General features: G+C 70.5%; 19 protein-coding genes and 2 pseudogenes. 10 read left to right on the top strand and 11 right to left on the bottom strand.

Going from position 1 to position 24128, the window contains the following annotated elements:
- Positions 1–14 precede the first annotated feature (14 nt).
- From ACIBG8_RS35570 to ACIBG8_RS35560, 3 genes are all read left to right on the top strand, one after another.
- Entirely contained in the window at positions 15–2003 is a 1989-nt protein-coding gene (locus ACIBG8_RS35570) for a hydantoinase/oxoprolinase family protein (protein ID WP_397347490.1), read from the top strand.
- Positions 2000–3631, top strand: a complete 1632-nt coding sequence (locus ACIBG8_RS35565) for a hydantoinase B/oxoprolinase family protein (RefSeq protein WP_397347489.1) — start codon at positions 2000–2002, stop codon at positions 3629–3631. Before ACIBG8_RS35570 ends, ACIBG8_RS35565 begins: the two co-directional genes overlap by 4 nt.
- A gap of 99 nt (positions 3632–3730) precedes the next feature.
- Positions 3731–4360 carry a hypothetical protein gene (locus ACIBG8_RS35560; RefSeq protein ID WP_397347488.1) on the top strand — a complete coding sequence of 210 codons (630 nt, stop codon included), beginning with the start codon at positions 3731–3733 and terminating at the stop codon, positions 4358–4360.
- 138 nt (positions 4361–4498) lie between these two features.
- On the opposite strand, the gene ACIBG8_RS35555 is transcribed toward ACIBG8_RS35560, so the two are convergent.
- Positions 4499–5776, bottom strand: a complete 1278-nt coding sequence (locus ACIBG8_RS35555; protein ID WP_397347487.1) for a DUF4331 domain-containing protein — start codon at positions 5774–5776, stop codon at positions 4499–4501.
- Positions 5763–7016 (bottom strand): tetratricopeptide repeat protein, encoded by a 1254-nt coding sequence (locus ACIBG8_RS35550; protein WP_397347486.1) that lies wholly within the window; start codon positions 7014–7016, stop codon positions 5763–5765. The genes ACIBG8_RS35555 and ACIBG8_RS35550 overlap by 14 nt, the downstream gene beginning before the upstream one ends.
- Before the next feature lie 123 nt (positions 7017–7139).
- On the opposite strand from ACIBG8_RS35550, the gene ACIBG8_RS35545 reads away from it, so the two are divergent.
- Complete coding sequence (locus ACIBG8_RS35545) at positions 7140–8624, top strand: High-affinity nickel-transporter (RefSeq protein WP_397347485.1); 1485 nt, start codon at positions 7140–7142, stop codon at positions 8622–8624.
- Positions 8625–8632: 8 nt separating this feature from the next.
- Here ACIBG8_RS35545 and ACIBG8_RS35540 read toward each other — a convergent pair whose 3' ends face one another.
- Both ACIBG8_RS35540 and ACIBG8_RS35535 read right to left on the bottom strand, forming a co-directional pair.
- Entirely contained in the window at positions 8633–9214 is a 582-nt protein-coding gene (locus tag ACIBG8_RS35540) for a hypothetical protein (protein WP_397347827.1), read from the bottom strand.
- Positions 9215–9517: 303 nt separating this feature from the next.
- A pseudogene (locus ACIBG8_RS35535) lies at positions 9518–10045 on the bottom strand (hypothetical protein); the annotation flags it as partial.
- Positions 10046–11409: 1364 nt separating this feature from the next.
- On the opposite strand from ACIBG8_RS35535, the gene ACIBG8_RS35530 reads away from it, so the two are divergent.
- Complete coding sequence (locus tag ACIBG8_RS35530; protein ID WP_397347484.1) at positions 11410–12039, top strand: hypothetical protein; 630 nt, start codon at positions 11410–11412, stop codon at positions 12037–12039.
- Between the two features lie 198 nt (positions 12040–12237).
- Positions 12238–13071 carry an alpha/beta fold hydrolase gene (locus ACIBG8_RS35525; protein WP_397347483.1) on the top strand — a complete coding sequence of 278 codons (834 nt, stop codon included), beginning with the start codon at positions 12238–12240 and terminating at the stop codon, positions 13069–13071.
- Between the two features lie 461 nt (positions 13072–13532).
- Here the strand turns inward: ACIBG8_RS35525 and ACIBG8_RS35520 are convergent, their stop codons facing one another.
- Positions 13533–14147, bottom strand: coding sequence for an alpha-ketoglutarate-dependent dioxygenase AlkB (locus tag ACIBG8_RS35520; protein ID WP_397347482.1), 615 nt, complete (start codon positions 14145–14147; stop codon positions 13533–13535).
- Positions 14148–14238: 91 nt separating this feature from the next.
- Here ACIBG8_RS35520 and ACIBG8_RS35515 point away from each other — a divergent pair, with 91 nt between their 5' ends.
- The 3 genes and pseudogenes from ACIBG8_RS35515 to ACIBG8_RS35505 all read left to right on the top strand — a co-directional run bounded on the left by ACIBG8_RS35515 (position 14239) and on the right by ACIBG8_RS35505 (position 16971).
- Positions 14239–14988, top strand: coding sequence for a VOC family protein (locus tag ACIBG8_RS35515; protein WP_397347481.1), 750 nt, complete (start codon positions 14239–14241; stop codon positions 14986–14988).
- A 420-nt stretch (positions 14989–15408) separates the two neighbouring features.
- Positions 15409–15918 (top strand): annotated as a pseudogene (locus ACIBG8_RS35510) (MFS transporter); the annotation flags it as partial.
- Between the two features lie 462 nt (positions 15919–16380).
- The gene (locus tag ACIBG8_RS35505; RefSeq protein ID WP_397347843.1) at positions 16381–16971 is read left to right on the top strand and encodes a hypothetical protein; all 591 of its coding nucleotides are present in this window, start codon (positions 16381–16383) and stop codon (positions 16969–16971) included.
- Positions 16972–17380: 409 nt separating this feature from the next.
- Here the strand turns inward: ACIBG8_RS35505 and ACIBG8_RS35500 are convergent, their stop codons facing one another.
- The 4 genes from ACIBG8_RS35500 to ACIBG8_RS35485 all read right to left on the bottom strand — a co-directional run bounded on the left by ACIBG8_RS35500 (position 17381) and on the right by ACIBG8_RS35485 (position 21932).
- Positions 17381–17893, bottom strand: coding sequence for a CGNR zinc finger domain-containing protein (locus ACIBG8_RS35500; RefSeq protein WP_397347479.1), 513 nt, complete (start codon positions 17891–17893; stop codon positions 17381–17383).
- 498 nt (positions 17894–18391) lie between these two features.
- Complete coding sequence (locus ACIBG8_RS35495) at positions 18392–19351, bottom strand: hypothetical protein (RefSeq protein WP_397347478.1); 960 nt, start codon at positions 19349–19351, stop codon at positions 18392–18394.
- Between the two features lie 5 nt (positions 19352–19356).
- On the bottom strand, positions 19357–20337 hold the full coding sequence (locus tag ACIBG8_RS35490) for a TolB family protein (protein ID WP_397347477.1): 981 nt from the start codon (positions 20335–20337) through the stop codon (positions 19357–19359).
- 44 nt (positions 20338–20381) lie between these two features.
- Positions 20382–21932, bottom strand: coding sequence for an AMP-binding protein (locus ACIBG8_RS35485; RefSeq protein WP_397347476.1), 1551 nt, complete (start codon positions 21930–21932; stop codon positions 20382–20384).
- A gap of 9 nt (positions 21933–21941) precedes the next feature.
- Here ACIBG8_RS35485 and ACIBG8_RS35480 point away from each other — a divergent pair, with 9 nt between their 5' ends.
- Positions 21942–23057: a PucR family transcriptional regulator gene (locus ACIBG8_RS35480; protein WP_397347475.1), complete on the top strand. Its 1116-nt coding sequence runs from the start codon at positions 21942–21944 to the stop codon at positions 23055–23057.
- On the opposite strand, the gene ACIBG8_RS35475 is transcribed toward ACIBG8_RS35480, so the two are convergent.
- Together ACIBG8_RS35475 and ACIBG8_RS35470 are read right to left on the bottom strand one after the other, a co-directional pair.
- A complete protein-coding gene (locus tag ACIBG8_RS35475) occupies positions 23002–23364 on the bottom strand; it encodes a DUF2203 domain-containing protein (RefSeq protein ID WP_397347474.1) in 363 nt (120 codons plus the stop codon). The genes ACIBG8_RS35480 and ACIBG8_RS35475 overlap by 56 nt on opposite strands.
- 1 nt (position 23365) lies before the next feature.
- The gene (locus ACIBG8_RS35470; RefSeq protein ID WP_397347473.1) at positions 23366–24073 is read right to left on the bottom strand and encodes a GntR family transcriptional regulator; all 708 of its coding nucleotides are present in this window, start codon (positions 24071–24073) and stop codon (positions 23366–23368) included.
- Positions 24074–24128: the final 55 nt, after the last annotated feature.

The raw sequence follows: 24128 nt of genomic DNA, 5'->3' as shown, positions 1-24128 counted from the left end.
CGTACCGTCCTTTCATGACATATCGCGTCGCCATGGACATCGGCGGCACCTTCACCGACGTCGTCTGCTACGACGAGGCGAGCGGGGCCGTCACGGCGTCGAAGGCCCCCACCACCCCCGGCGACCTGGCCGAGGGCGTGTTCAACGCCCTCGCCAGGGTCGTCGGCACCCCCGCTGACATCTCCTTCTTCGTGCACGGCACCACCCAGGGACTCAACGCCCTCCTGGAGCGCAAGGGCGCGAAAGTGCTCCTGCTCACCAGCCAGGGCGCCAGGGACGTCTACCTCATCGCCCGCGGCAACCGCGACCGCATGTTCGACCTGCGTTACCGCAAACCCGTCCCCCTCGTCCCCCGCTCCGACGTCATGGAGGTGCCGGGCAGGCTCGACTGGCAGGGCGCCGAGCTGACCCCGCTCGACGAGGACGCCGTACGGCATGCAGCCAAGCGCGCCAAGGACGAGGGGTTCGACGCGATCGCCGTCTGCCTGCTGTTCTCCTACGTCAACCCCGCGCACGAGGTCAGGGTGCGCGAGATCCTCGGCGACGACGTCCTCGTCGTGCTCTCCCACGAGGTCGCCAGGGAGTGGCGCGAGTACGAGCGCACCTCCTCGGCCGTCCTGGAGGCCTACACCGGCCCGGTCGTCCGCGACTACCTGTCCCGCGTCGAGGAGCGCTTCGCCGCCCGCGGCCTGACGGTCCCCGTGCACGTCATGCAGTCCTCCGGCGGCCTGGTCAACGCCTCCTACGCGCGCCGCCGCCCCCTGCAGACCCTCCTGTCCGGCCCGGTCGGCGGCACCATGGGCGGCGTCGCGGCAGCCCGCCTGCTCGGCAGGGAGAACGTGATCTGCATGGACATGGGCGGCACGTCCTTCGACGTGTCGCTCGTGGTCGGCGGCCGGGCGGACGTCTCGGCCGAGGCGCACGTCGAGGGCTTCCCCGTGCTGATGCCGATCGTCAACCTGCACACCATCGGCGCGGGCGGCGGCTCCCTGGCGTACGCCGAGGCGGGCGCGCTGCGCGTCGGGCCGACCTCGGCAGGAGCCGTGCCGGGACCCGCCTGCTACGGCAGGGGCGGCACGCGGCCGACGGTCACCGACGCCAACGTGGTGCTGGGCCGGGTGGACCCGACGTGGTTCGCGGGGGGCCTGATGACCCTCGACGTCCCCGCGGCCTTCGACGCGGTCTCGTCTCTCGCGGCCGAGCTCGGCATGGAGACCGAGGCCCTGGCCCAGGGCATCTGCGACGTCGCGAACGCGAAGATGGCGCAGGCGATCCGCACGCTCACCGTCGAGCACGGGGTGGAGCCGAGGGAGTTCGCGCTGGTCGCGTTCGGCGGGGCGGGGGCGATGCACGCCGTGTTCATCGCCCGCGAGCTGGGCATCGGCGAGGTGGTCGTGCCGCGCTTCCCCGGCGCGTTCTCGGCTTGGGGCATGCTCGAAGCCGACGTGCGGCGGGACCTGGCGCAGCCGTACTTCGTGTCGGGCGCCGACCTGGTTCCCGAGGACCTGTCCGCCAGGCTCGCCCTCATGGAGTCCGAGGCTCTCGAGGCGCTCGCCGCCCAGGGGGTGCCCGTGGACCGGCGGCGGGTGGAGCACGCGGTGGACATGCGTTACGAGGGCCAGGACTTCACCCTCACCATCCCGGCCGGCCCGGCGCTCTCCCTGGAGCGGCTGGCCGCCGACCTGGCTGAGGCGCACACCTCCCGGTACGGCCACGCCACCCCTGAGGCGCCGGTGGAGCTCGTGGCGCTCCGCACAACCGGCTTCGGCTCCTTCGTCAAAGGCCCGGCGCTTTCCTCGGAACCTCAGGACGGGCCGCGTGCCGTACGAGATGTGATCTTCGACGGGGTCGCGCACCCCACCCCCGTCGTACGGCGGAGCGCGGTCGAGGAACTGGCCGGGCCCGCGATCGTGGTCGAGGAGACCGCGACGACGGTGATCCCGCCCGGCTGCCTGGCCAGGGTGGACGGCAACGGCTTCCTCATCATCAAGGTGGACGCATGATCGACCCGGTGACCACAGAGATCATCCGCTGCGCGCTGCTGCAGGCGGCCGAGGACATGAACACGACGCTGATCAGGTCCTCCTACACCCCGGTGATCTACGAGGCGAAGGACTGCGCCGTCGCGCTCCTCGACCGGGAGCACCAGGTGCTCGGCCAGTCGTCCGGGCTGCCGATCTTCCTGGGCAACCTGGAGGTGTGCACCCGGTTCACCGAGGAGCTGTACGGCGCGTCCGTGTGGGAGGAGGGCGACGTGTGGGTGCTCAACGACTCCTACATCGGCGGCACCCACCTCAACGACGTCACCGTCTACGGCCCGATCTTCGTGGACGGCGCGCTGGCCGGGTTCGCCGCCTCCCGCGCGCACTGGCTCGACGTCGGCTCCAAGGATCCTGGCGGGTCGATGGACTCCACGTCGATCTTCCAGGAGGGGCTGCGGCTCGGCCCGGTCCGCGTCTACGCGGCCGGTTCGCCGTGCGCGGACCTGCACGAGGTGATCGCGCGCAACGTCCGGTTCCCGCACGCCACACTCGGCGACCTGCGGGCGCAGGTGGCCTGCGCGATGACCGGGCAGCGGCGGCTCACCGAGATCGTCTCCCGGTGGGGCGTCGACACGGTGACGGCGGCGCGCGACGAGATCTTCGCCCAGACCGAGCGGCTGGAGCGTGAGGCCCTGGCCGCCGTTCCCGACGGGGTCTACCGGGCGGGCGGCTATCTCGACAACGACGGCATCGACCTGGACACGCCGCTGCCGGTGAACGTCACCGTGACCGTGTCCGGTTCGTCGGTGTCCGTCGACCTCACCGACTGCGCCGACCAGACGACAGGACCGGTCAACTGCGGCGCGGCGCAGGCCGTGGCGGCCGCCAGGGTGGCCTACAAGCTCCTGCTGAGCGCGGACGTTCCGCTCAACGGCGGTTCGTTCCGCCCGCTGACGGTCTCGACGCGGCCCGGCTCCATGCTGGCGGCCGAGTCCCCCGCCGCCTGCCAGTACTACTACTCGCACCTCGGCCTGATCATCGACCTGGTGGTGAAGGCGCTGGCGCCGGTGGTTCCCTCTCGGGCGGCCGCCGCTTCCTACGGCGACTCGCTGATCGTGCAGTTCGCCGGGACCGACCCCAGGACCGGCAAGCTCTATGTCTCCCAGGAGGCGACCGTCGGCGGGTGGGGCGCGTGGGACGGCGGCGACGGCGAGACCTGCCTGATCAACAACGTCAACGGGGCGTTGCGCGACATGCCGATCGAGGTGCTGGAGACGCTCTTCCCGGTGCGCGTGACCCGCTACGAGATGCGGCCCGACTCCGGCGGCGCCGGCCAGTGGCGCGGCGGGAACGGCGTGATCAGGGAGTACGAGATCTGTGGCGACACGGACCTGTCGCTGTGGTTCGAACGCTCGGTGACCCCGGCTTGGGGCCTGGCGGGCGGCTCCCCCGGCGCCCCGCCGCGGGTGCTCCTCAACCACGAACGTTCCCTGCTCAAGGTCAACGCGTTGCGGGTACGGCGGGGCGACACGCTGCGCTGCGAGTCCGGCGGAGGCGGCGGCTACGGCGACCCGTCGATGCGCGCCCCCGAAGCCCTTCATAACGACGTCCTTCAGGGCATAACAACGATTACGGAGAGTAATCTTTGACGATTTCCGGCGATTGGCAACTTTGACCTTCGGGCACCAACTGGCTGTCAAACGCCTTTTGGCCGCATAGACGGCCAATTTCCCGACATAAGGAATGGCATGCGTATTCGGCGAGCCATAGCGGCGGCGGTCATCGTGATCGCTCCCGCCCTGTTCATCTCGACGCCCTCCGCGAACGCGAAGACCACGACGCCGTTTCCCGGCGAGTGCTTCAACCTGCCGTACTTCGGTCCCTGGGGTCACGCCGACTTCGACTTCGGGCCGGACATCGTCAAGCAGCTCAACTCCAACGGCATCAAGCTCGAAGCCATCGCCCCGGTTCGCGTCAAAAGGGGCAATGCCGGGCTTTATATGCCTATTGGCTGGCAGCAGGATCATATCGACCCGTGCAGGGGCGTGTACTATCCCGGCGGAATCCGGATGATCAACGAGAAGACCGGCAAGACGATTACGGCGGAGAATTTCTGGCTTCGCCTGGATGGGGTGTATTTCAACATCTCCTCCGACGGCAAGGAGCCGACCGAGCAGCTGGTGGGCACCTACAAGCTCGCCGAGTTCCTGCCGGGGGTGCTGACGCCGCGGCCGCTGGAAGGCGGGATCGGGCCGATGGTGTGGCCCTTCTACGTCGGCCCAGGGTGGACGCAGGCGGTGGAGTCGCTGACCGGCTTCAAGACGCCGCCGGGCCAGTACCTCGGCAACCTCAACGCCGTGGTGAAGTTCCTCCCGTAGCCCAACCCGTGCGGGCCGCCCTCACGGCGGCCCGCACGTCCGTTTTATGCTCCTGGGCAGAGCACCCAACAAAACGCCTCTCTCCCCTCGAAAGGGGAGAGAGGCTTTGAGGGGAGGGTCTTTCCGGGCGCTGGGCTCTCAGTGCGGGGTGGCCAGGAACGGGAACGTCGGCGAGACGTCCACCGCGGGCCGCGTCACCTTGTCGAGCTGCTCCACGATCACCGACGGGTTCCCAGCCCCGGCCGGCTCGCCGAGCAGCATCCGCAGCGTGGTCCCGTGGATGTCGTCACCGATCCTGCGCCCGTTCGGGAACCCCTGCCGATCGTCCTCGACCAGCCCGAACCTGTTGGGCCTGACGGACGGCGCGATCCCCAGGTTGATCCGCAGCTCGTCGCACGGAATGACCCTGGCCGGATCGATGTCCCTGTTGAGGGTGTGCGCGTTGAGATCACCCTCGATCGGCCCGTTGTTCCCGCCGATCCCGGTCATGTACACCTGCCACAGGTCCGCCCGCGGCGTGGCGGGCAGCTTGACCCCCCAGTTCTGCGCCTTGATCAGCCTGGGCGCGACCGGATTCGTGAAGAACCCGGTGAACCGCGCGTTCCCCCTGTCCTCGGTCGGCTTCATCCGGTTGTACTGCTCCCCCATGGAGAACAACGTCATCACGTCGGTCGCCGGGTTTCCCATCCTGGACAGCTGCGGGTAGCTGTCGCCGTCCAGCGCCTTTCGTCCCGCCGTCGCCCAGATGCCGACGACCGGGTTGCGCGCCACGTCGCCGCCCAGCGCGAGCGACTTCTTCGGCACCATCAGCACCATGGCGTTGACGTTGCCGTTGAGCGCCACGATCAGGTCGATGTTCGGGATCAGCGCGTTGCCGGTCAGCGCCATGCCGACCACCTTGCCGTTCGTGAAGAACGAGTCCGCCGCCTTGGCGGCCAGCGTCCGCCCACCGCCCGGCAGCGCGGCGACCGCCTGCGCGCGCACGGGCCCGACGCCGGTGCGGGCCAGCGGCGCCGTCCCGTTCGCCACGAGCGTCTTCGTCTTCTGCCCCGGGCGGAGCTCCTCCAGCTTGTACGGCTGCGCGGCGCCCACCGGCGCGCCGAAGGTCCACCGGTAGGTGAGGTCGGCGGTGCCGGTCCCGTGCTGGTCGACGTGCACCTCGTACCTGGCGTCCGTCGCGAACGGCGTGCCTGAGCCCTGCTGCGCGGGTGCGTAGTCGGTGACGATGCACACCATCTCCGCGTCTTCCGGGCAGACGAAGGCGTACAGGTCGGAACCATCCATCTGCGGGTCGAGGATGAGCCTCGGCGCGTCGACGTGGCTGGCCGCCGTCCCCATTCCCGTGGTGGGGCCCGCGAGCAGGCCCGAGGTGACCAGGAGCGTGGCCCCGAGCACCGCCTTGTTACGACTTTTCATGCTTCCCCTTCGCCATTCCCGCCAGGACCGCACCGGCCCTGGCCGTCCAGAGGGGGGAGAAGTGGGGGTTGGTCGCGAGACTCCGCGACAGGTAGGTGCGCGCGGCCCGCCGGTGGCCGAGCGCCCGCTCGATCTGACCGCGGTGATAGTCGAACAACGCGTTGTGTCCCTCGCCCGCCCCTTCCGCGTTCTTGGGCGACGCCAGAGCGCCCGCCCTTTTCGCGTACGGCAGAGCCGCAGCGGGACGCCCCGCGCGGAAGAGCGCCCAGCCCATGGCGTCCGCCACGTCGACGCTCTGCCTGCGCCGCCACTCCCGCGCCGCCAGCCGTACCGCCTCGGCGGGATCGCCGTGGTCAGCCTCGGTCAGCACGTCACCCTGGACGGCGGCGTAATACCGGCCCGCCTCGTCACCGCGTCCGAGCGACTGGAGCAGCTCGCCCAGCTCGCGGGAGAACCGCGGCAGCGGCAACCGCGCGATCGCCGCCTCGTGCAGCGCGACCGCCTCGCCCGTGCGGCCGAGCGCCGCCTGCGCCCTGGCGGAGCCCGCGAGGGCCAGCGCGTAGCCGGAGTCCTGGTGGAGCGCGAGCTGGTAATGCTCGAGCGCCCCCGCCGCGTCGCCCTGGTTGAACCGCAGCTCGCCGAGCCGGAACCGGACGAAGGCGAGGTCGGCCGGGTCGGCGGCGGCGCTGAGCGCCCGGTCGAGGGCGAGCGCGGCCCTGTCGTTCTGGCCGCGCAGCTCGGCCAGGTGGGCGGCGCGGGTGAAGGAGGCCACGTCCGGGCGCAGGGCCAGCATCGTGCCGAGGACACGTTCGGCCTCGTCGTAGCGCCCCAGCTCGACGAGGGCGTCGGTGGCCGCGCCGTACGCGGACGACCTGCTGGGGTCGGCGGTGATCGCCCGGTTCGCCCACAGGTGTCCGGCCGCGAACTCGTGCCTGGCGTTGGCGAGGGCGGCCATCGCGATCAGCGCGTCGGCGTTCGCGTCCGGCTGAAGCTTGAGCGAACGCTCCAGCGCGCCCTGAGCCTTGGTGTAGAAGCCGGAGTCGCCGGTGCGCCTGGCCCGCTCGACGTAGGCGCTGCCGAGCGTGGCCCAGGTGCGGGCGTCGTCCGGCCGCTGTTTCAGGTACTCCTGGGCGTACGCGACCGGGTCCATGGCCGGGGCCTGCTCGGCCAGTCCCGGTCCGAACATCGCCAGGGCCGCGGCCGCGCAGGCGGCCGCCCCCAGCAGGTACCCCGTTCTCACATGCCGATCATGCTGTGCGATCTCAGGCCCAACCAATCACCACTGGTCAGGACGGGGTAATAAGACGACAAGCGGTGAAACTCCGCGCCGCCGTACCGGACCTGGGCTGACAGGATTCCGGCGATGAACACGATCGTGCTGGCGCTGCTGCTCGCCCATCCCCTGGGCGACTTCTCGGTGAACCACTACCACGGCCTCGCCGTCCATCCCGACCGCGTGGAGGACACGGCGGTGGTGGAGCTGGCCGAGATCCCGACGCTGCAGGAGCGGCCGGACGTCGACACGTCGGGCGACGGTGTGATCAGCGCCGAGGAGGCAGCGGCCAGGGCGGCGCGGGGGTGCGCCGACGTGGTGTCCGCGCTGCGCGCCGACGCGGGTGGCGACGTGCTGACGTGGGAGGTGGTGCGGAGCCTGGTGGAGTACGCGCCGGGCAACGGCGGGCTGCCGACCACCCGGCTCACCTGCCGCCTGTCGGCGCCCGCGCGGATCGACGGGCCGGTGTCGGTGCGGTTCGCCGACTCCGGCGCGGCCGGGCGGGTCGGGTGGCACGAGATCACCGCGGTGGGCGAGGGGGTACGGCTGTCGCACTCGACCGTGCCCGCGGTGAGCGCGTCCCGCGAGCTGCGCGCCTATCCGGAGGACCTGCTCGCCGACCCGCTCGACCAGCGGACGGCGGCGCTCGACGTGACGCCCGGGGCGGGCTCCGGCGGGGGCGCCGCGATGGGCTCGATCGCGCTGCCGTCCTGGACGGCGGCGCTGCAGGGGCGGTTGAACGCGCTGGTGGGGGCGTCGGAGCTGACGCTGCCCGCCGGACTGCTGGCCGTACTGCTGGCTCTGGTCCTGGGCGCGGCGCACGCCGCCCTCCCTGGCCACGGCAAGACGATCATGGCCGCTTATCTGGCCGGGCGGTCGGGGCGGCCGCGGGACGCCGTGGTCGTGGGGGCCACGGTCACGCTGACGCACACCGCCGGGGTGCTGGCGCTGGGGGTGGCGTTGTCGGTGTCGGCGGCTTTGGCGGGGGAGGTGGCTTTGGCATGGCTCGGCGTGATCAGCGGGGTGCTGGTCACGGCGATCGGCGCTGGTCTCCTGCTCTCCCGCCTGCGCACACACATCACCCCTCCCGCCCCTGACCCTGACCCTGACCCTGACCCTGTCACTGTCCCTGACCAGGAGGTCCTTTCGCCTGCCCCTGTGTTGGCGACCGTCGGCGCTCCTGTCGGCCACGGGCACGGGCACGGTCATGGGCACGGTCATGGGCACGGTCATGGGCATGGGCATGGGCATGGGCATGGGCACGGGCATGGGCATGGGCACTCGCGGGGTCTTGTGGGGATCGGTGTCGCCGGTGGGCTGGTGCCCAGTCCTTCCGCGCTCGTCGTCCTGCTCGGCGCGGTCGCACTGGGACGCACCGCCTTCGGCGTAGCCCTCGTCCTGTGTTACGGCCTCGGCATGGCCCTCGCACTCACCGCAGCAGGCCTTCTCCTGGTACGGCTGCGCCCCGAAGGCCTGCTGCCCGCCCGCATCGGCAGATGGCTCCCCGTCGCGACCGCGGCGCTGATCGTCGTCGTGGGAACCGTACTGACCCTGAGAGGTCTCACCGCCCTCTAGCAACTTCGTCACCCCCTCCCGCGCCTCTTGCGACGCCCGAAGAGAAGCAGCCCCCCAAGAGCCAGCACCACCAAGACGCCCGTCACCCACGGCCACCTGGCCTGCGGCGGCACGAGCTCGGCAACCACGCTCATGCTCTCCGTAGCGGGCTCAGGATCGGTGATCGACTCAGGCAACGTGACCTGGAACCTGTCGAGCATCGTCAGCGGATGGCTGAACTCCGCCGGAGCCCGCACATCCACCGCCCACGTGCGCGTCTCACCGGGCGCGAGGCTCGCCACCGCACAGGTCAGGACATCCAGCCGCAGCGAACACCCCTGAACCGGCGCAGCCGCCAGCGCCTCGGGCAGCCGATCGGTCACCGTCATCCCGGTCGCCGCCGACGGCCCCTTGTTGGTGATCGTCAGATGGTAGACAGCCTGCTCCCCCGGCCCCAACCGCTCCGGCGACACCCGCGCACCCACCTCGACATCAGCGCTGGGCCGAACGATCGTGTGCGTCCCCGCCCGGACGGGGTCACCGCAGTCGGCGCAGGTGGCGCTGGCCGTATCGGCAACCACACCCGCCGCCCTGGCGGGATCGACACTCACCTGTACGGTCACCCGCCGCGCCTCACCCGCAGGCACAGTCCCCAACCGCCAAGGCCCCGCCCCTTCCCCAGCGGCCGCGCCTTCTGGAAACACAGCCCCCGGCCGCCACGGCCCCGGATCCAGGGCACCCGGCCGCCACGGTCCCACACCGGCTCCAGCGGCCCCGCCTCCTGGAGACACGCTTCCCGGCCGCCACGGCCCCGCGCCGTCGCTTTCCCTCGAATCCGCCAGAGCAGGACCTTCCGTCATCTGCTCCACGAGCCCCCGCGCCGTAGGTCTCGCTGTGTACGCCGAACTCCCCGGCACCACCGTGAACCCCTCAGGCAGCAGGTCATCAACGACCACGTCCCGCGCCGCAGAAGGCCCCCCGTTGAACACCTCAACCGTGTAGGCGAACGCAACCCCCGGCACGATCACCGCCGTATCAGTCGTGACACTGACCGTCAGCCGAGCCCGGTCCTCCACCTCCGACCGCACCGACGCCGTGTCCCCACTCGGATCCGCGTCCTCCGTCGAAGACCGCACGACAGCGGAGTTGACCAGCTCCCGATCCGCCCCCACCTCATCCGGCACCGCCACGACAAGCTGGAACCGCTGCTGAACCCCAGGCCGCACCACATCCGCTGAACACCGAACCACCCGCCCCCGCCCCTCACACCCTTCCCCGGAGACAAAGGTGAGCGGATCAGGCAGCCGATCCTCAACCACAACCCGCCGACTATCCGAAGGCCCCTCATTCAGCACCGTAAGCGTATAAACCGCCCGCTTCCCGGCCCGCAGAACCGACGGCCCATCCTCATCCAGCGTGAGATCCGCCCGAGGAACAACCACCGCCCCCGCCGTAGCAGGCTCCGAAGCACCACACCCCTGACAACTGGTCCACAGAGTGACAGCCAGCTCCCCAGCATCCAGCGAAGGCGCGATATCAACCTGGAAAGCCGCCCCAGCAGTCTCCCCAGCGGCCAGATCCCCCAGCCGACACAGAACAGCCCCGCTCTGCGCGACACAGTTCTCCCCACCGGCAAAGACCAGCCCCTGGGGGAGCGCCCCACCCACCTCAACCTCATCAGCCCCGGACGGCGCGGTCACCTGAACGGAGTAGGACACAGCCGTGCCAGGGACAACCTGCGCGGCGGAGAAGACCGAGGTAGCCACAGTCACACTGGCAGGAAGGGGACCCAGCAGCCCCCAGACCAACCCGACAAGCGCTAAAACCCGCACACAACCCCCCTCCCACAGCGTCCGGGGGGATCACGAGTGGACCCCCTCAAATTACCCACCCCCACCCCCAACTAACCCAAACCCCCACCCAACCCACCCCCAACCCCAGACCCCACCCACCCCCAGCCCGTGACCCCACCCACCCCAAAGCCCCACCTCAGAGCCCCCAAGGACAACAGCCACGCCCCACGACCCAACGAAGCCCAACCACAGCCCACCCCACTACCCAGAGCCCGACCCCCACCCGCCCCACCCCGCCCTTCCCAGACCCGAGGCGAGGCGAGGCGACACCACGCGACCCAACCCGACATGACGCGACGCCACACGACCCCACGCCACACGACCCCACGCCACACCAGCGATGCGACCCCACGCGACGCCACGCCACGCCACCCGACGCCACCCCACCCGACACGACACGACACGACCCGACACCACCCGACGCCACGCCACCCGACGCCACGCCACGCCACCCGACACGACACGACCCGACACCACCCGACGCCACGCCACCCGACGCCACGCCACGCCACCCGACGCCACGCCACCCGACACGACACGACCCGACGCCACCCGACGCCACGCCACGCGACGCCACGCCACGCGACGCCACGCCACGCGACGCCACGCCACGCGACCCGACGCCACGCCACGCGACCCGACGCCACGCCACGCGACGCCACCCGACGCGACGCGACAGAGATGGGCTTGGGGTCTCTATTGGGCTCACCCAACCCAACCTTCAACACCCACACAGCCCGCCCCCGGCCCACCTCGCACAACAAGCCCACGTCGGCGCGCTCGCTGCAGCCCACCCCCACACCTGGGCCCACATGGCCCCAATCCCAACCGGTCCCACATAGGCAACCCGGCCCACGCACAAGGGATCCACTCCGTTCCCCAACGTGGGCAACCCCGCCCACGCATGGGGTGTCCACTCGCCCCCACACCCCCGCACCAGCCAAGCTGTCGTTGTGAACACCCCCGCCGACGACTCCCCCAAACCCCCCACCTACCGCAGATCAGCCGGATCCCCCCGAGCCACAGCAAGACGAAGGGAGCTCCTCGACCGCGTAACCGCCGACCTGGCCACCAACGGCCTCGTCGACTTCTCCCTCCGCCGAGCCGCCCGAGCCGCAGGCACCACCCACAAAGTGCTCCTCTACCACTTCGAAAGCGCCGACGACCTCCTCACCCAAGCCATCCTCGAACTCCGCGAACGCCGCATAGGCAACGCCCTCACCGCCATGGCGGCCCCAGAACTCCACACCCTCGCCGACCGAGTGCGAGCGATGTGGCCCATCCTTCTGTCCGACAAAACCGGCCTACGCGTCCTGGACCAGGCCATCGGCCTCACGATGTACGACCCAGCCCGCTACGCCACCCTGGGCCGCGAGGCGTCCCGCCAGTACCTCCCGACACTGCTGGCCATCTGCCCACCCCACTGGTCCGAGCAACGCAGGCTGGAGGTCTCGTGGATGATCCTCGCCACCCTCCGCGGCTTCCTCGTGGAGTGGCTGACCAGCGGCGACACCACCGGAACCACCGCAGGCCTCGAAGCCCTCCTCCGCGCCCTGGAACGCGAGGAATCCGCAGAAAGCTGATCACCCCTGGACGCAATGCGAACCAGGTGGTTCACTTCCTCCAAGAACGCATCCCACGGACGCACCCCCACGCCGCCTCCCCTACGCCCCTCCTCGCCATGCATCACCAACCCAACCGGGCGGCGCGAACGGTGCACATCGACCCAACCCAGTCGATCGCAACCGCCGCACTGAAGCACGGCACCAAGAGGAGCGCACATGGAGATCAACCTGTCCGCCGGAACCGTGACATACGAGGACACCGGCAGTGACGCCCCCACAGTCGTCCTCCTGCACGGCCTCATGATGGACGCCTCCCTCTGGAGCGCGACCATCACCGACCTGTCAGCCGACCACCGCTGCATCGCCCCGACCCTGCCGTTCGGCGCCCACCTCCACCCCATGAACCCCGACACCGACCTCTCCCTCCCCGGCATCGCCCGCCTGGTCATGGAGTTCCTGGACCGCCTGGACCTGCACGACGTCACCCTCGTCGGCAACGACACGGGCGGCGCCCTGGTTCAGCTGATCATGGGGTACGGCTCCGCCCGCGTGTCACGTGTGGCCCTCGTCTCGTGCGACGCCTTCGACAACCTCCCACCCGGCCTCACCGGAAAGACCCTGCGCCTGGTCGGCAAGCTCTCCCCCAGCATGTTCGGCGCCTTCATGCAGCAGATGCGCCTGAGAGCGGTACGGCGGCTGCCGATCGCGTTCGGCTGGCTGACCAAACGAGGAGACGCCGCCACCGCCCGCTGGATGCGACCGATCCTGGAACGCCCGGAGATCCGCCGCGACACCGTACGCATGCTGCGCGCATCCCTCGCCGACCCCACACTTCTCATCAAGGCAGCAGAACACCTACCGACCTACAACCACCCGGTTCTGATCATCTGGGCAACCGAAGACCGCGTGATGCCCCCAGCCCACGCCCACCGCCTGGCCGCCCTCATCCCCGGGAGCCAGCTGGTCGAGATCGAAGACAGCTACACCCTCATCCCCCTGGACCAGCCAGAACCCCTCACCAAAGCCCTCCGCGCCTTCACCACCGCCTAACCGCCCCACAGGGACGGCCAGCCACCATCACACCCGCCCCACACCCAACAGCCTCCCCGTCACACGCCCCCACGCCCTCCCGTCGCACGTCCCCGTACACAACGCCCTCTCCGTCGCACGCCCCACGCCCAACGGCCTCCGCGCCACACGTCCCCACGCCCTCTCCGTCACACGTCCCCACGCCTAACGACCTCCCCGTCACCACACCCTGCCGCGCCCGGCGCACTCCACAGCCACCTTCACCTCCCCCAGAAGCTCGGCAGCGATCCGCCCTGAAGCCCGCCGTCCAGGCCCCACGCCCCGGCACAGCCGTACCCCCTGACACCCGGGAAGCCCGCCAGAATCCGCCCACGACAGACCCCCGCAGGACAGCAAGGCCCAGGAGGAGGGCCCCGCCTGCTGCGGAGGACAAACGTGAACCGGGCAGGCCCATCCCGCCCAAGGAGAATCCGACGTTGCCGTCAGCGGACGTCGTGCGGGCGAAACTGGATGCTGATGCGCGGCCCCGTAGGCCGGGCCGTCTTGGGGATGGCGTGCTCCCACGTCCGCTGGCAACTCCCGCCCATCACCAGCAGATCCCCGTGCCCCAGCTCGTGCCGCAGCGACACCCCGCCGCCCCGCGGCCGTAACAAGAGCGTGCGCGGCGTCCCCACCGACAGGATGGCCACCATCGTGTCCTCCACCGCGCCCCTCCCGATCGTGTCCCCGTGCCACGCCACGCTGTCGCGCCCGTCGCGGTAAAGGCACAGCCCCGCCGTACACAGCGGATCTCCCCCGTAGTGAGCGTTGAGCGCGTCGCGCGCCTCCTCCAGCCCGCGGTCGGGCAGCGGCTCGCCCTCGTCGTAGAACTTGGTCAGCCGCGGCACGTCGACGACCCTGTCGTACATCTTCCGTCGCTCCGCCCGCCACGGAACCGCCGCCATCAGCCGGTCGAACAGCGCGTCGGCGCCAGCGAACCAGCCGGGCCGTACGTCGATCCACGCGCCGCGCGCCAGGTCAGTGCGTCGTACGGCGGCGCCGAGCGTGCGGGGCGCGGTGTCTTCACCCCAGTCGAGCAGCGAACCCTGGAAAGCCATGCGGCGACTGTATCAAACAAGTTTTCGAGATGAGAAACTGTCGGCGTCGAATGCCATCCTGAGCATCCAAGTTTCTGAAAGGATCCCCGCCATGCTCAGCACCCACTACACCCCCGGCGCGCTCTGCTGGCTCGACCTCGGCACGCCCGACGTCCCCGCCACGGTCGCCCACTACGAGGGCCTGTTCGGCTGGACCTACCAGCAGGCGGGCGACTACGGCTTCTTCCAGTCGAGAGGCCGCACGGTGGCGGGCCTCGGGCTGCTCACGGAGCCGGGCGCGCGCCCGGCCTGGATGCCCTACTTCCAGACGACCGACGCCGAAGCGACGGTCAAATCGGTAGAACAAGCGGGCGGTACGGCACGCACCCCCGTCATGGCCGCCGCGGATGTCGCCAGGCTCGCCCAGCTCACCGACCCGGCGGGGGCCGAGTTCGCGATCTGGGAGCCGGGCACGACGCGCGGCCTCGACCTGGTCAACGATCCGGGCTCGCTGGGCTGGGCCGAGCTCTACACCCCCGACATCCAAGCAGCCAGGGCGTTCTATCAGTCGGTGTTCGCGTGGCGCGTAGAGGAGATGCCGATGGGCGATCAGCTCTACCCGGTCATCTCCCCGGCGGAGGGCGACGACGCGGCGATGGCGGGCATCGTCGTCGATGCCGGGAGCCGTCCGCACTGGCTGCCCTATTTCGAGGTGGCCGACTGCGACGAGGTGATCGCCAGATCCCAGGCGAGCGGCGGCTCGGTGCTCGTACCGGTAGCGGAGGTGGACGCCATCGGCCGCTTCGCCACCCTCACCGACCCCCACGGCGCCCACTTCGCCATCATCACGAGCACGTTATGACCACACCCAAGCGCCTCGTACGGCCCAGCCGCTGGGCCCAAGGGAGAACCCGTTCGCGTCGCCACCGAGAAGAGCGCGACCAACTCCCCTCAACGCGGCGAGCACATCTGCCCACCGCACGGCAATCCACCACCCCTGAGAGGAGCTACGGAAGCATCCCTCGGAGGAGCCTCGAAAGCCCCTCCCCTATGGCGCCTGGCTGCCCCTTCCACCCGCCGCCCCTGACGAACGCGCACACCAAGCCACCTGCGCGTCACTTCGCCACGCCCAGCGACTCACCGATCCACCTCCGACCCGAGCCGCCATCCCAACCCCCTCAGGCATCCTCGCCGAGGCGTGTTGCACTGCCCGTCAAACATCATGAAAGGCGAACCCACTGAGGGTTGTTGATCTCCCACACTCACCTGTAACGTCATTCCAATGCTGAGACGTTACATAGCCGGTGCGGTTGCGGCACGGACGGGCAATGAGATGTCCGGCCCAGCCCTCTTGGTGCTTGGGCTGTCGTTGACCGGCTCACCCGTGCTGGCCTCGGCGCTCCTCGCCGGCCTCACCGTCTCAGCCGCGGTGGGCGGGCCACTGCTTGGAGTGCTGCTCGACCGTGCCCGCCGTCCCGGCGTGCTGCTCGCTCTCAGCCTGACCGGCTATGCGGCGGGACTCGTCGCGCTGCTGGCCGGGCTGGGACACCTACCCGACCCGTTACTGATCGCGACAGCCGTACTCACCGGCCTGCTCGGACCGGCGCTGGCCGGCGGATGGACCGCGCAGCTCCCCCTGGTCGTCCCCACCACATCCCTCCCAAGGGCCAACGCCCTGGATGCCATGACGTACAACGCCGCAGGGCTGGCAGGCCCCGCGATCGTGGGCGTATTGGCGACCGCAGCAGGCACCCCTTCCGCCTTGATCGCCTCCATAGCCCTCATCCTGGCCGCCCTCCCCACAGCCCTAACCCTCCCAACCCGCACAAACCCAGCGCTCCCAACCCCGGACCACCCAACTCGCACGGCCCCAACCCTCCCAACCCGCACAGCCCCAGCGCTCCCAACCCCGGGGGACTCTGCCCCTCCGGCCCGCACGGGCAACGCCGTCCCGACCTGCACAGCTCCCGCATCTACGTCCTGCGCAGTTCCCGCGCCTACGGCCCACACGGCCTCTGGCGCTCCTGCCCCGGCGGCCGAGGCTGCTCCGCCGACTATGCGTCCCCAGCCCGCCGACGCGACCTCCACGAGATCCTTTGGGGCTGCTACGCCTGCGCGGGATCTGGAGGTGGGCACTGCGACCGACGGGCTCGGTGAGCGGCCTCGGCTTTCGGCGGAGCGAGGTGCTGTGTCCGGAGGGGAATCGGGCGCTGTCGTGGAAAGCGCGGGGCGGAGGTCGTTGGGTGGGGAGTTGATGGATGGGTTCGCGGCCATCGGGCGGAGGAGGCTGCTGCTTCGCGCGACCGTGGTGTCGATGATCTCTTGTGCCGGTGAGGGCATGCTTGTGGTCTGCGCGCCGTTGATGGGGGTCGCGTTGACCGGCAACGCTGGGTATGGGGCGTTGCTTCTGACGGTGGTGGCGGCAGGGGCGTTGGCGGCCAATGCTGGGCTTGCGCGGCTGTCCGCTGGCACTTCGCGGGTTCGGGCCGTTCTGGGGGATCCTGATGTGATCCTGCTCGTGTCGACCGTTTTGCTCGCGGGGGCCATGGTGTTGGCGGCTGTCGCTGGGTCCTATGCGGTGGCGGTGGTGGCGGCTGTCGTGGCGGGGGTGGCTGAGGGGCCGCAGTTGACTGCCTTGTTCTCCGTACGGCATCGCGAGGCGCCTGCTCGGTTGCGCAGTCAGATCTTCACGACGGGTGCCAGTCTTAAGATCACCTCGTTTGCTGTTGGGTCGGCGATTGCGGGGCCGCTTGCTGCGCACTCGCTTACCGCTGCCCTGGTAGTGGCTGCCTGCTGCCAGGCACTGGCCGCTCTCACCTTCTGGCTGCTGTCCCCACGCCGCTGAACGTCAACGGGGTTTGGGCCGCACCTGAAGAGTCCCGCAGGGGAGGGACGTGCGGGCGTGGGACGCATGAGGCCCGTAGAGCGCACCACGCAGGGACACGAGGTGTCTGGCGCGTAGGCGCGAGTGCGTGGGAGTGGGGGCGTAGCACGTGGACGGCGCGTGGGCGCGTGGGGCTGGGGCAGCGCAGGACGCGGGGGCAGGGCGCAGCGCGGAGTCACGAAGCGGCGCAAGGGCAAAGCATGGCGCGGGGCGGGGCGCGGGGCGCGGGGTGCGGCGCGGGGCGCGGGGGCGCGGCGCGGGCCCAGGGCGCGGGGCGCTGGGGCGCGGCGCTTAGCGCGGTGCGATGCGGTGCGGGGTGCGCAGTGCGGGGTGCGCAGTGCGGAACACGGAGTGGCGTGGGGGGGCGGGGTTAGGGGCGGGTGGCTCGGTGGGCGGCTACGCGTTCTCGGGTGGCGCAGCGGGTGCTGCAGTATCGGCGTGGGCTGCCGCCGCCTGTGTCCAGGTACGGCTTGCCGCAGGTTGGGGAGGCGCATAGGCCGCCCGGGAGTCTCTGCTGGTCGGCGAAGAGGGTGGCCAGGGCCATCGCTGACTGGGCCAGGAACCAGTCGGCCCATGGGGTGTCGTCTTCGGCGTCCACGTGGAGGTGCCAGGTTGTGGTGCCCTGGTGGCTGGTCAGCCTTGGGGGGTTTGCTGTGGTGGTCAGCAGGTTGTTGAGGAGGGTGGCGGACTGGTCGGGGTCTTGGGAGCTGGCGAAGACGGCTGTCAGCTTTTGGGCGGCGGCTTTTAGCTGGGTGAGGTCGGTGGGGGTTAGGTGGAAGGGGCCTGGTTCGCCGTGGGCTCTCAGGACCTGTTCTATGGAGGCGGGGGTGGGGTTGTCGTCGTGGAGAAGCGCGATGCAGAGGGCTACCGTGCGGGCGGCCATTGCCTTGGTCGAATGTACGGGAGTGGCCACAGTGACCATCTTCCCTTATTTGGTGTGGATCTTGGGCCCCGATGGGCTTGGGTCGGAGGGGAGCTGGGGCCCGGCCGTCGCGAGGGAGTCTCGTTGGTCGCGGGCCGTAGCACCGTCCCGGGGGGAGAGGGGCCGCGGAAAGGTCCCCGTGGAGATGGGTTCCGTGGGGTGGGGTCGCATGGCACCGCCCCGCAGGAAGGGGTCCTGCGGGGAGGGGGTTCCATGGGTGGCGTTCCGGGGAGGGCGGCTGAGGGTGGGTGTCGACCGCCCTATGGATGCATCCCCGGGCGGCTGCCCTAGAGGCGCCGTCCCCAGGGCGACTGCCTTCAGGGTGCCGCCTCTGGACGACTGCCTTCAGGCCGCCGTCCCAGGGCGACTGTCCCAGGGGGCCGCCCCCGGATAACTCGCCCAGGGGGCTGTCCCTGGGCGAATGTCCTGGAGGGGCGTCCCGAAAACCGAAAAGGAGGGTTAGCCGCCGCAGGCGGCGAAGACGAAGGTGTCGGTGAGCATCGTGTACGAGTCACGCACCCTCACCGCCCCCGACGTGCTGTCGATCTGCACGATCGTCATCTTCGTCGGCGTACCGTCCATGTTGGCCAGGTGCAGAGTCACCTGCGACTCCCCCGTCCAGTCGATCTTGTAAAGATCCCCAGCAGGCAGCTTCACCTTGAACCGCCCCGTCGCCTGATCGCTCTCCAGGTCGTAAAGCACCAGCTCCGGCTTACCCCCCATCACCATGCTCGCCACCGTCCGCCCGTCCGCCGCCAGAGCCTGCGGCCCGTTCGACGCGACCACCTGCGGAGGCGTGTTCGCCAGCACCTGCTTCCCGTCGGTCCCGTACACATGCAGGTCGTACGTGGACTCCTCCCCGTCCGCGCCGGTCAGCACCTCGTCGGCGTCCGCGCTGAACCCGATGAACGACTCGGTGGTAGGCATCTTCCCCAGCAGCTTCCCGCTGGCGGTGTCGAAGATCCGGGTCGCCTTGGGCTTCTCCCCGCTGATGACGGCCGCGAGCCGCGACCCGTCGTCGGAGAGCTGCAGCGTCACGTCGTACTGCGCCACCCGGGGCAGCCCGACCTGCGCCCTGACCCCGCCCCCGAGCGTCCGCACGACCAGCCCCCCGGCCTTGGCGAAGTACGCGATCCGCTGCCCGTTGCCGCTGACCGCGATGGGCGCCACGTTGTTCCCCGACGACTTGCCCGACGCCGTGCGCGCGATCACTTCGGCGTCCTTGAGCAGCCGCTTCGCACCGCTGTGCATGACGAGCCGCCAAGGGCCGCACGGCTTCACCGAGCCGTCCTTGGTGTCGCACCCCTTGACCGACGCATACCGTACGGCGTCGCCGTGGTGGTGGTCCGCCGAGGCGGTACCGGGGACGGCCAGCGCACCCAGCGCGAGCGTGAGCACCGCCGCGATCCGCATCTTCATCGTCATCACTCCCCCGCCGCGTACCACGAGTAGTTGAGCTTGCTGATCGAGTAGCTGTCGGTCTTGCTGGTGGCGCCGGTCGCGACGTCCACGGTGAACTCCCGTATCACCGTCGGCGCCCCGTCCCCACCCGACTGGACCTTGACCGTCAGCTGGCCGTCCCCCGTCCACGCGGCCAGGTACGGCAGGGCCTCCGCCTTGAGCCCCAGCTCGACCGGGGCCGACAGCTGTCCCGTCTCGAGGTCGTAGAGACGCAGCCGCGGCGCCTTCTTGCCCGAGACGATCGCCGCGACCGTGTGGCCGTCGGCCGCCAGCGCGCGGGCGCCCGCGTTCATGACGACCTGTGGCGGCGTCTGCTTGACCGTGCTGCCGTCGACCCGGTAGGCCAGCAGCGTCGTGGTGTTGTCCTTGGCGTTGCGGGTGGCCAGCACCTCGTCGCCGTCGGCGCTGAAGCCGCTCAGGGTGTCCCCGGCACGGAACTTGACCATCGCCCCCGTGGCGACCGTCACGACCCTGCCGGGCACCTTCTCGTCCTGGCTGTGGACCAGGACGCGGTCGCCGGAGGGCGACATGAAGACGGACACGTTGTAGGTGCCGAGCGACCTGGGCACCAGCGCCTTGGGCAGCTCGGTGACCGCCCCGCCGCCCGCCTTGCGTACCACCAGGCGGTGGTCGCGGGCGCGCTCGTAGACGATCCAGCGGCCGTCGCCGCTGATGGCGAAGATCGCCTGCGAACCGGACTTCGAGCCGTTCGCGTCCTGGGAGAAGACCGCCGCGTCTGCGACGCTCTTCTTGGAGCCGTCCCGCATGATGAGCTGCCAGTGCCCGCAGGGGGCGGTCGACTCCTGCTCCTTGTCGGAGCATGACTTGATCCATACGGCGCGGGCGCTGCTGCCCGCGCTCGACGCGGCCTGGGCCGGCACAGCCGCGACCCCGCCGATGACCGTCGTCGCGAGGAGCGCGACGGCCGCTGAGGTGTGCCTCATGGGCGTCTTCCTTTCGTTCACGTCGTTAGACACGGAAGACGCGCTCAGGGTTGGTCACAGGACAGCCACAAACGCAGCGCCTTCTTGTCGGGTTTCGCCAGGGCGGTCAGCGGCAGCGCGTCCACGAAACGCACCTGTTTGGGGGCGTGCACCGGCCCCTTGCGCTCCTTCACGAAGGCGATCAACTCCTCGGCGGGCACGGAGGCGCGCGCCACCACCACGGCGGTGACCGCCTCGCCCCAGCGCGGGTCGGGCACGCCGACGACGGCGACCTGCGCGACCGCCGGGTGCTGGGCGAGCACGTCCTCGACCTCGCGCGAGTAGACGTTGAACCCGCCGGTCACCACCATGTCCTTGACCCGGTCGACGATGGTGAGGTACCCGCGCTCGTCGCGCCAGGCCAGGTCGCCGGTGTGCAGCCAGCCGCCGCGCAGCGTCTCGGCGGTGAGCTCGGGCTCGCGCCAGTAGCCCGCCATGACCAGCGGCCCGCGCACGCAGATCTCCCCCACCTCGCCGACCGCCACCTCGGCGCCGTCCTGTCCGAGCAGCCGTACGGCGATGCCGGGAACGGGCCTGCCGCACGTGGCCAGCGTCGAGGGCGTGTGGTCGGCCCTGCGCAGCGCGGTGACGGTGTTGGGCGCCTCCGTCTGGCCGTACAGCTGCATGAAGATCGGGCCGAAAAGGTCGATCGCCTCGGCCAGCCGCTCCGGCGACATGGCGGCCGCGCCGTACACGACCGTCTCGAAACCGGACAGATCCACGCCCGCGTCGAGCAGCGCGTAAATGATCGCAGGCACGAGAAAGGTGATGTTAGGCCGAAAAATCACGATGTTGGAGACAAACTCGTCGAGCGAGAACCGGCGCTGCAGGATCACCGTTCCGCCGCGCAGCAGGACCGGGATGACGATCACCCCGGCCGCGTGCGAGACCGGCGTCACCGCCAGGTAGCGCGGCCGATCGGGCAGGTCCCACCCGGCCAGCGTCATGACCGCGTTGGTGACGAGCACGCGATGCGGCAGCATGACCCCCTTGGGCACCCCCGTCGTGCCCCCGGTGAACGGCAGGAACGCCAGGTCGTCGGGCCCGATCTCCACGGTCGGCCGCGTCGAGGGCTGCGCGTCGTACGGCAGGCCGCCCACCGCCCACACCAGCTCAGGCACGTGCGTCAGCGCCTTGACATGCTCGCCGTACACCTCCTCCTCGAACAGGAACGCCGACACCTGCGCCCGCTCCAGCACCGCGCTGTGGTCGGCGGCCGACCCCAGCGGGTGCAGCGGCGTGTAACGGCACCCCGCCGTCAACGCGCCCGCCATCAGCAGGAAAGCCTCGGGATGGTTGGTCGACAACATCGCCACGCCGTCCCCCTCGCGCAGCCCGGCGGCGCGGAAGGCGTGCGCGATCCGGGCGATGCGCACGGCCGCCTCGGCGTAGGTGACGGAGCCGCCGTCCCACGCGAAGGCCACGGTGTCTGGCTCAGCGTCGAGCGCCTGGAACAGGAGATCCACGTAGGTGGGCATGACCTGGGAAAGTAGCCACTTGCGTACCGGCCGGTCTGCGGGCAGGCTCACAACGTTGCGAGGGGCGGTGTTGTGCACGTGGCCATCATGGAGATCATGGATCGGCTGGCCGGCCGGCCAGGCCCGGTCGCCGACCAGATCGTGGCCGCGCTGGTGGCCGAGATCCCCGCCTACTCCACGATGGACGCCCGTGTGCTCGGCGCGGTCAGGGAGATCGCCGCGCTCTACGTGGCCGAGGCTGCGACGCTGATCCGCGAGCGCCGCGACCCCACGGACGCGGAGATGGCCGGGTTCGCCGCCTCGGCGCGGGCGCGGGCGCGCGACGGCGTGTCGCTGGAGGACGTGCTGCACGCGTTGCGGCTGGGCTTCGTGGTCCTGTGGCGGGTCGTCGGCGAGCGGCTGGCGGACGGCGGGCGCGACTTCGACGCCGCGATGGAGGTCGGCACCCGCTTCATGCGCTATTTCGACCTGGCCGCCGGGGTGGTGAGCAGGCACTACCTCGACGAGCGCGAGCGACTGGCCGACTCCGACGACCGCCGCCAGGGCGAACTGATCGCGGCCCTGCTGGCCGACCAGGAGGTACGGCAGGCGCCCCGCTACTGGGCGCTGGTCCTCTCCCCCGGTTCCGCCGCGCTGGTCAGGACGTTGCGCCGGCTGCCGCTCGGCTCACCGGTCCTGGCTGTGCCCGAGGGCGACACGGTCCTGGCGCTGTGGCCCGCGCTCCCCGGCGACAGCCGCGCCGCGCTGGAGCGGGCCCATCACGCGCTCGGCCCCGTGCTGATCACCATCGCCGGGCCGTCGGCGAGCGGCCTGGACGCCCTGGCCGCCGAGGCCCGCGCGCTGCACCGGGTCGCTGCCGGCCGGCAGGGATTGTTCTGCCTGGAGGACCTGCTGCTCGACGCCCTGGTCCACCAGGCGGGCGGCAGGACGGGCGACGCCGTACGCGCGCTGGCCGACCCGCTGACGGGCGAGCTGCGCGCCACCCTCGCGGCCTACATCGCGTCGGGGCTGTCGGTGCGTGAGACGGCCGGAGCGCTGAACGTGCACCGCAACACCGTGCTCTACCGGCTGGGCCAGATCCACCGGCTCACCGGACGCGACCCGCGCGCGGTGACCGACCTGTTTCTGCTGCACGCGGCGCTCGGCCTCACGGCAACCGGCGGCGGCCGGGAAAGCCCAGGTCGGCCCGGTGGAACCAGCTGAGCGAGGTCTCCCCCTCGATCCAGCACAGGTAGACGGGCACGCCGTCGAAGCTGGCGGGGAAGTCGAGTAAGACCGGCGCGATGCCCTTGACCTCCAGGCCGTGGCCGTTCCAGCGGCTGAGGATCTCCTCCATCCGCGCCTCGATGGCCTTGATCTCGGCGAGCCCGCCCAGCGGGGAGGTGCCGGAATGCTCCCGGTCGAAGGCGATCTCGGCGAGGTCGGCCCGCGCGGCGATCAGCTCGGCGGCGTCCGCCATGATCGACGGCAGCAGGGCGCGCGCCTCGTCGACGGTGAAGGTCCTGTCCATGTCAGAACGTTAGCGGCTGGCCCTGCGGCTCGTAGGCGCGCAGGAGGAGTTGCTCGGCGTCGTCGAGGTAGGCGTCGAGGAACGCGCCCGCCTCCTCCACCTTGCCCGCCTCGACGAGCTCCAGCAGGCGGCGGTTGTGCTCGACGAACGGCTCGTGGAACGAGCGCGGGTTGTGCATGACGTGGAAGACGAGCCGCAGCTCGGCCAGGAGCTGGCGCATCGCCTCGTCCAGCCGCGGGCTGCCGTTGAGCGCGGCCAGCGCCTGGTGGAAGCGGATGTTGGCGGTGCCGACCTCCTGCCAGCTACCGGACTTCGCCGCCGTGGCGGCATCGGCGACGGCCTCCCTGAGGACGGCCATGGCCTCGGGGCCCGCCTGGCCGCTCCGCCGTACGGCAGCGCCCTCGATGACCTTGCGCACGCGGTAGAGGTCGGTCACGTCGTCGGCCGACAGGATGCGGACGAAGACCCCGCGGTTGAGCCGGTGGTCGAGCAGCCGCTCGTGCCCCAGCAGCCGGAACGCCTCTCTGAGGGTGTTGCGCGAGACGCCGAGAGCCTCGGAGATGGCCTCCTCGGACAGGCGCTGGCCGGGCTCGAAGAAGCCTTCTATGACGCGTTCGCGCAGGATGTCGGCCACCCGCTCCGCCGTACTGCTGCGGCCCAGCCGGGAGCGGTCCTGAGCAAGGTCGTCGACGGGGTTCTGCACAGTCACCAGAGAATCACCGAACAAACCTCTTGTCGAATTGTTCAACGATCCTTACGTTGAA

This window comes from Nonomuraea sp. NPDC050556 (assembly GCF_044457355.1).
In the GTDB taxonomy this organism is placed as follows: Bacteria; Actinomycetota; Actinomycetes; order Streptosporangiales; family Streptosporangiaceae; genus Nonomuraea.
The sequence above is the reverse complement of the archived record's forward strand: the minus strand, read 5'-3'. Positions and strand labels throughout refer to the sequence as shown.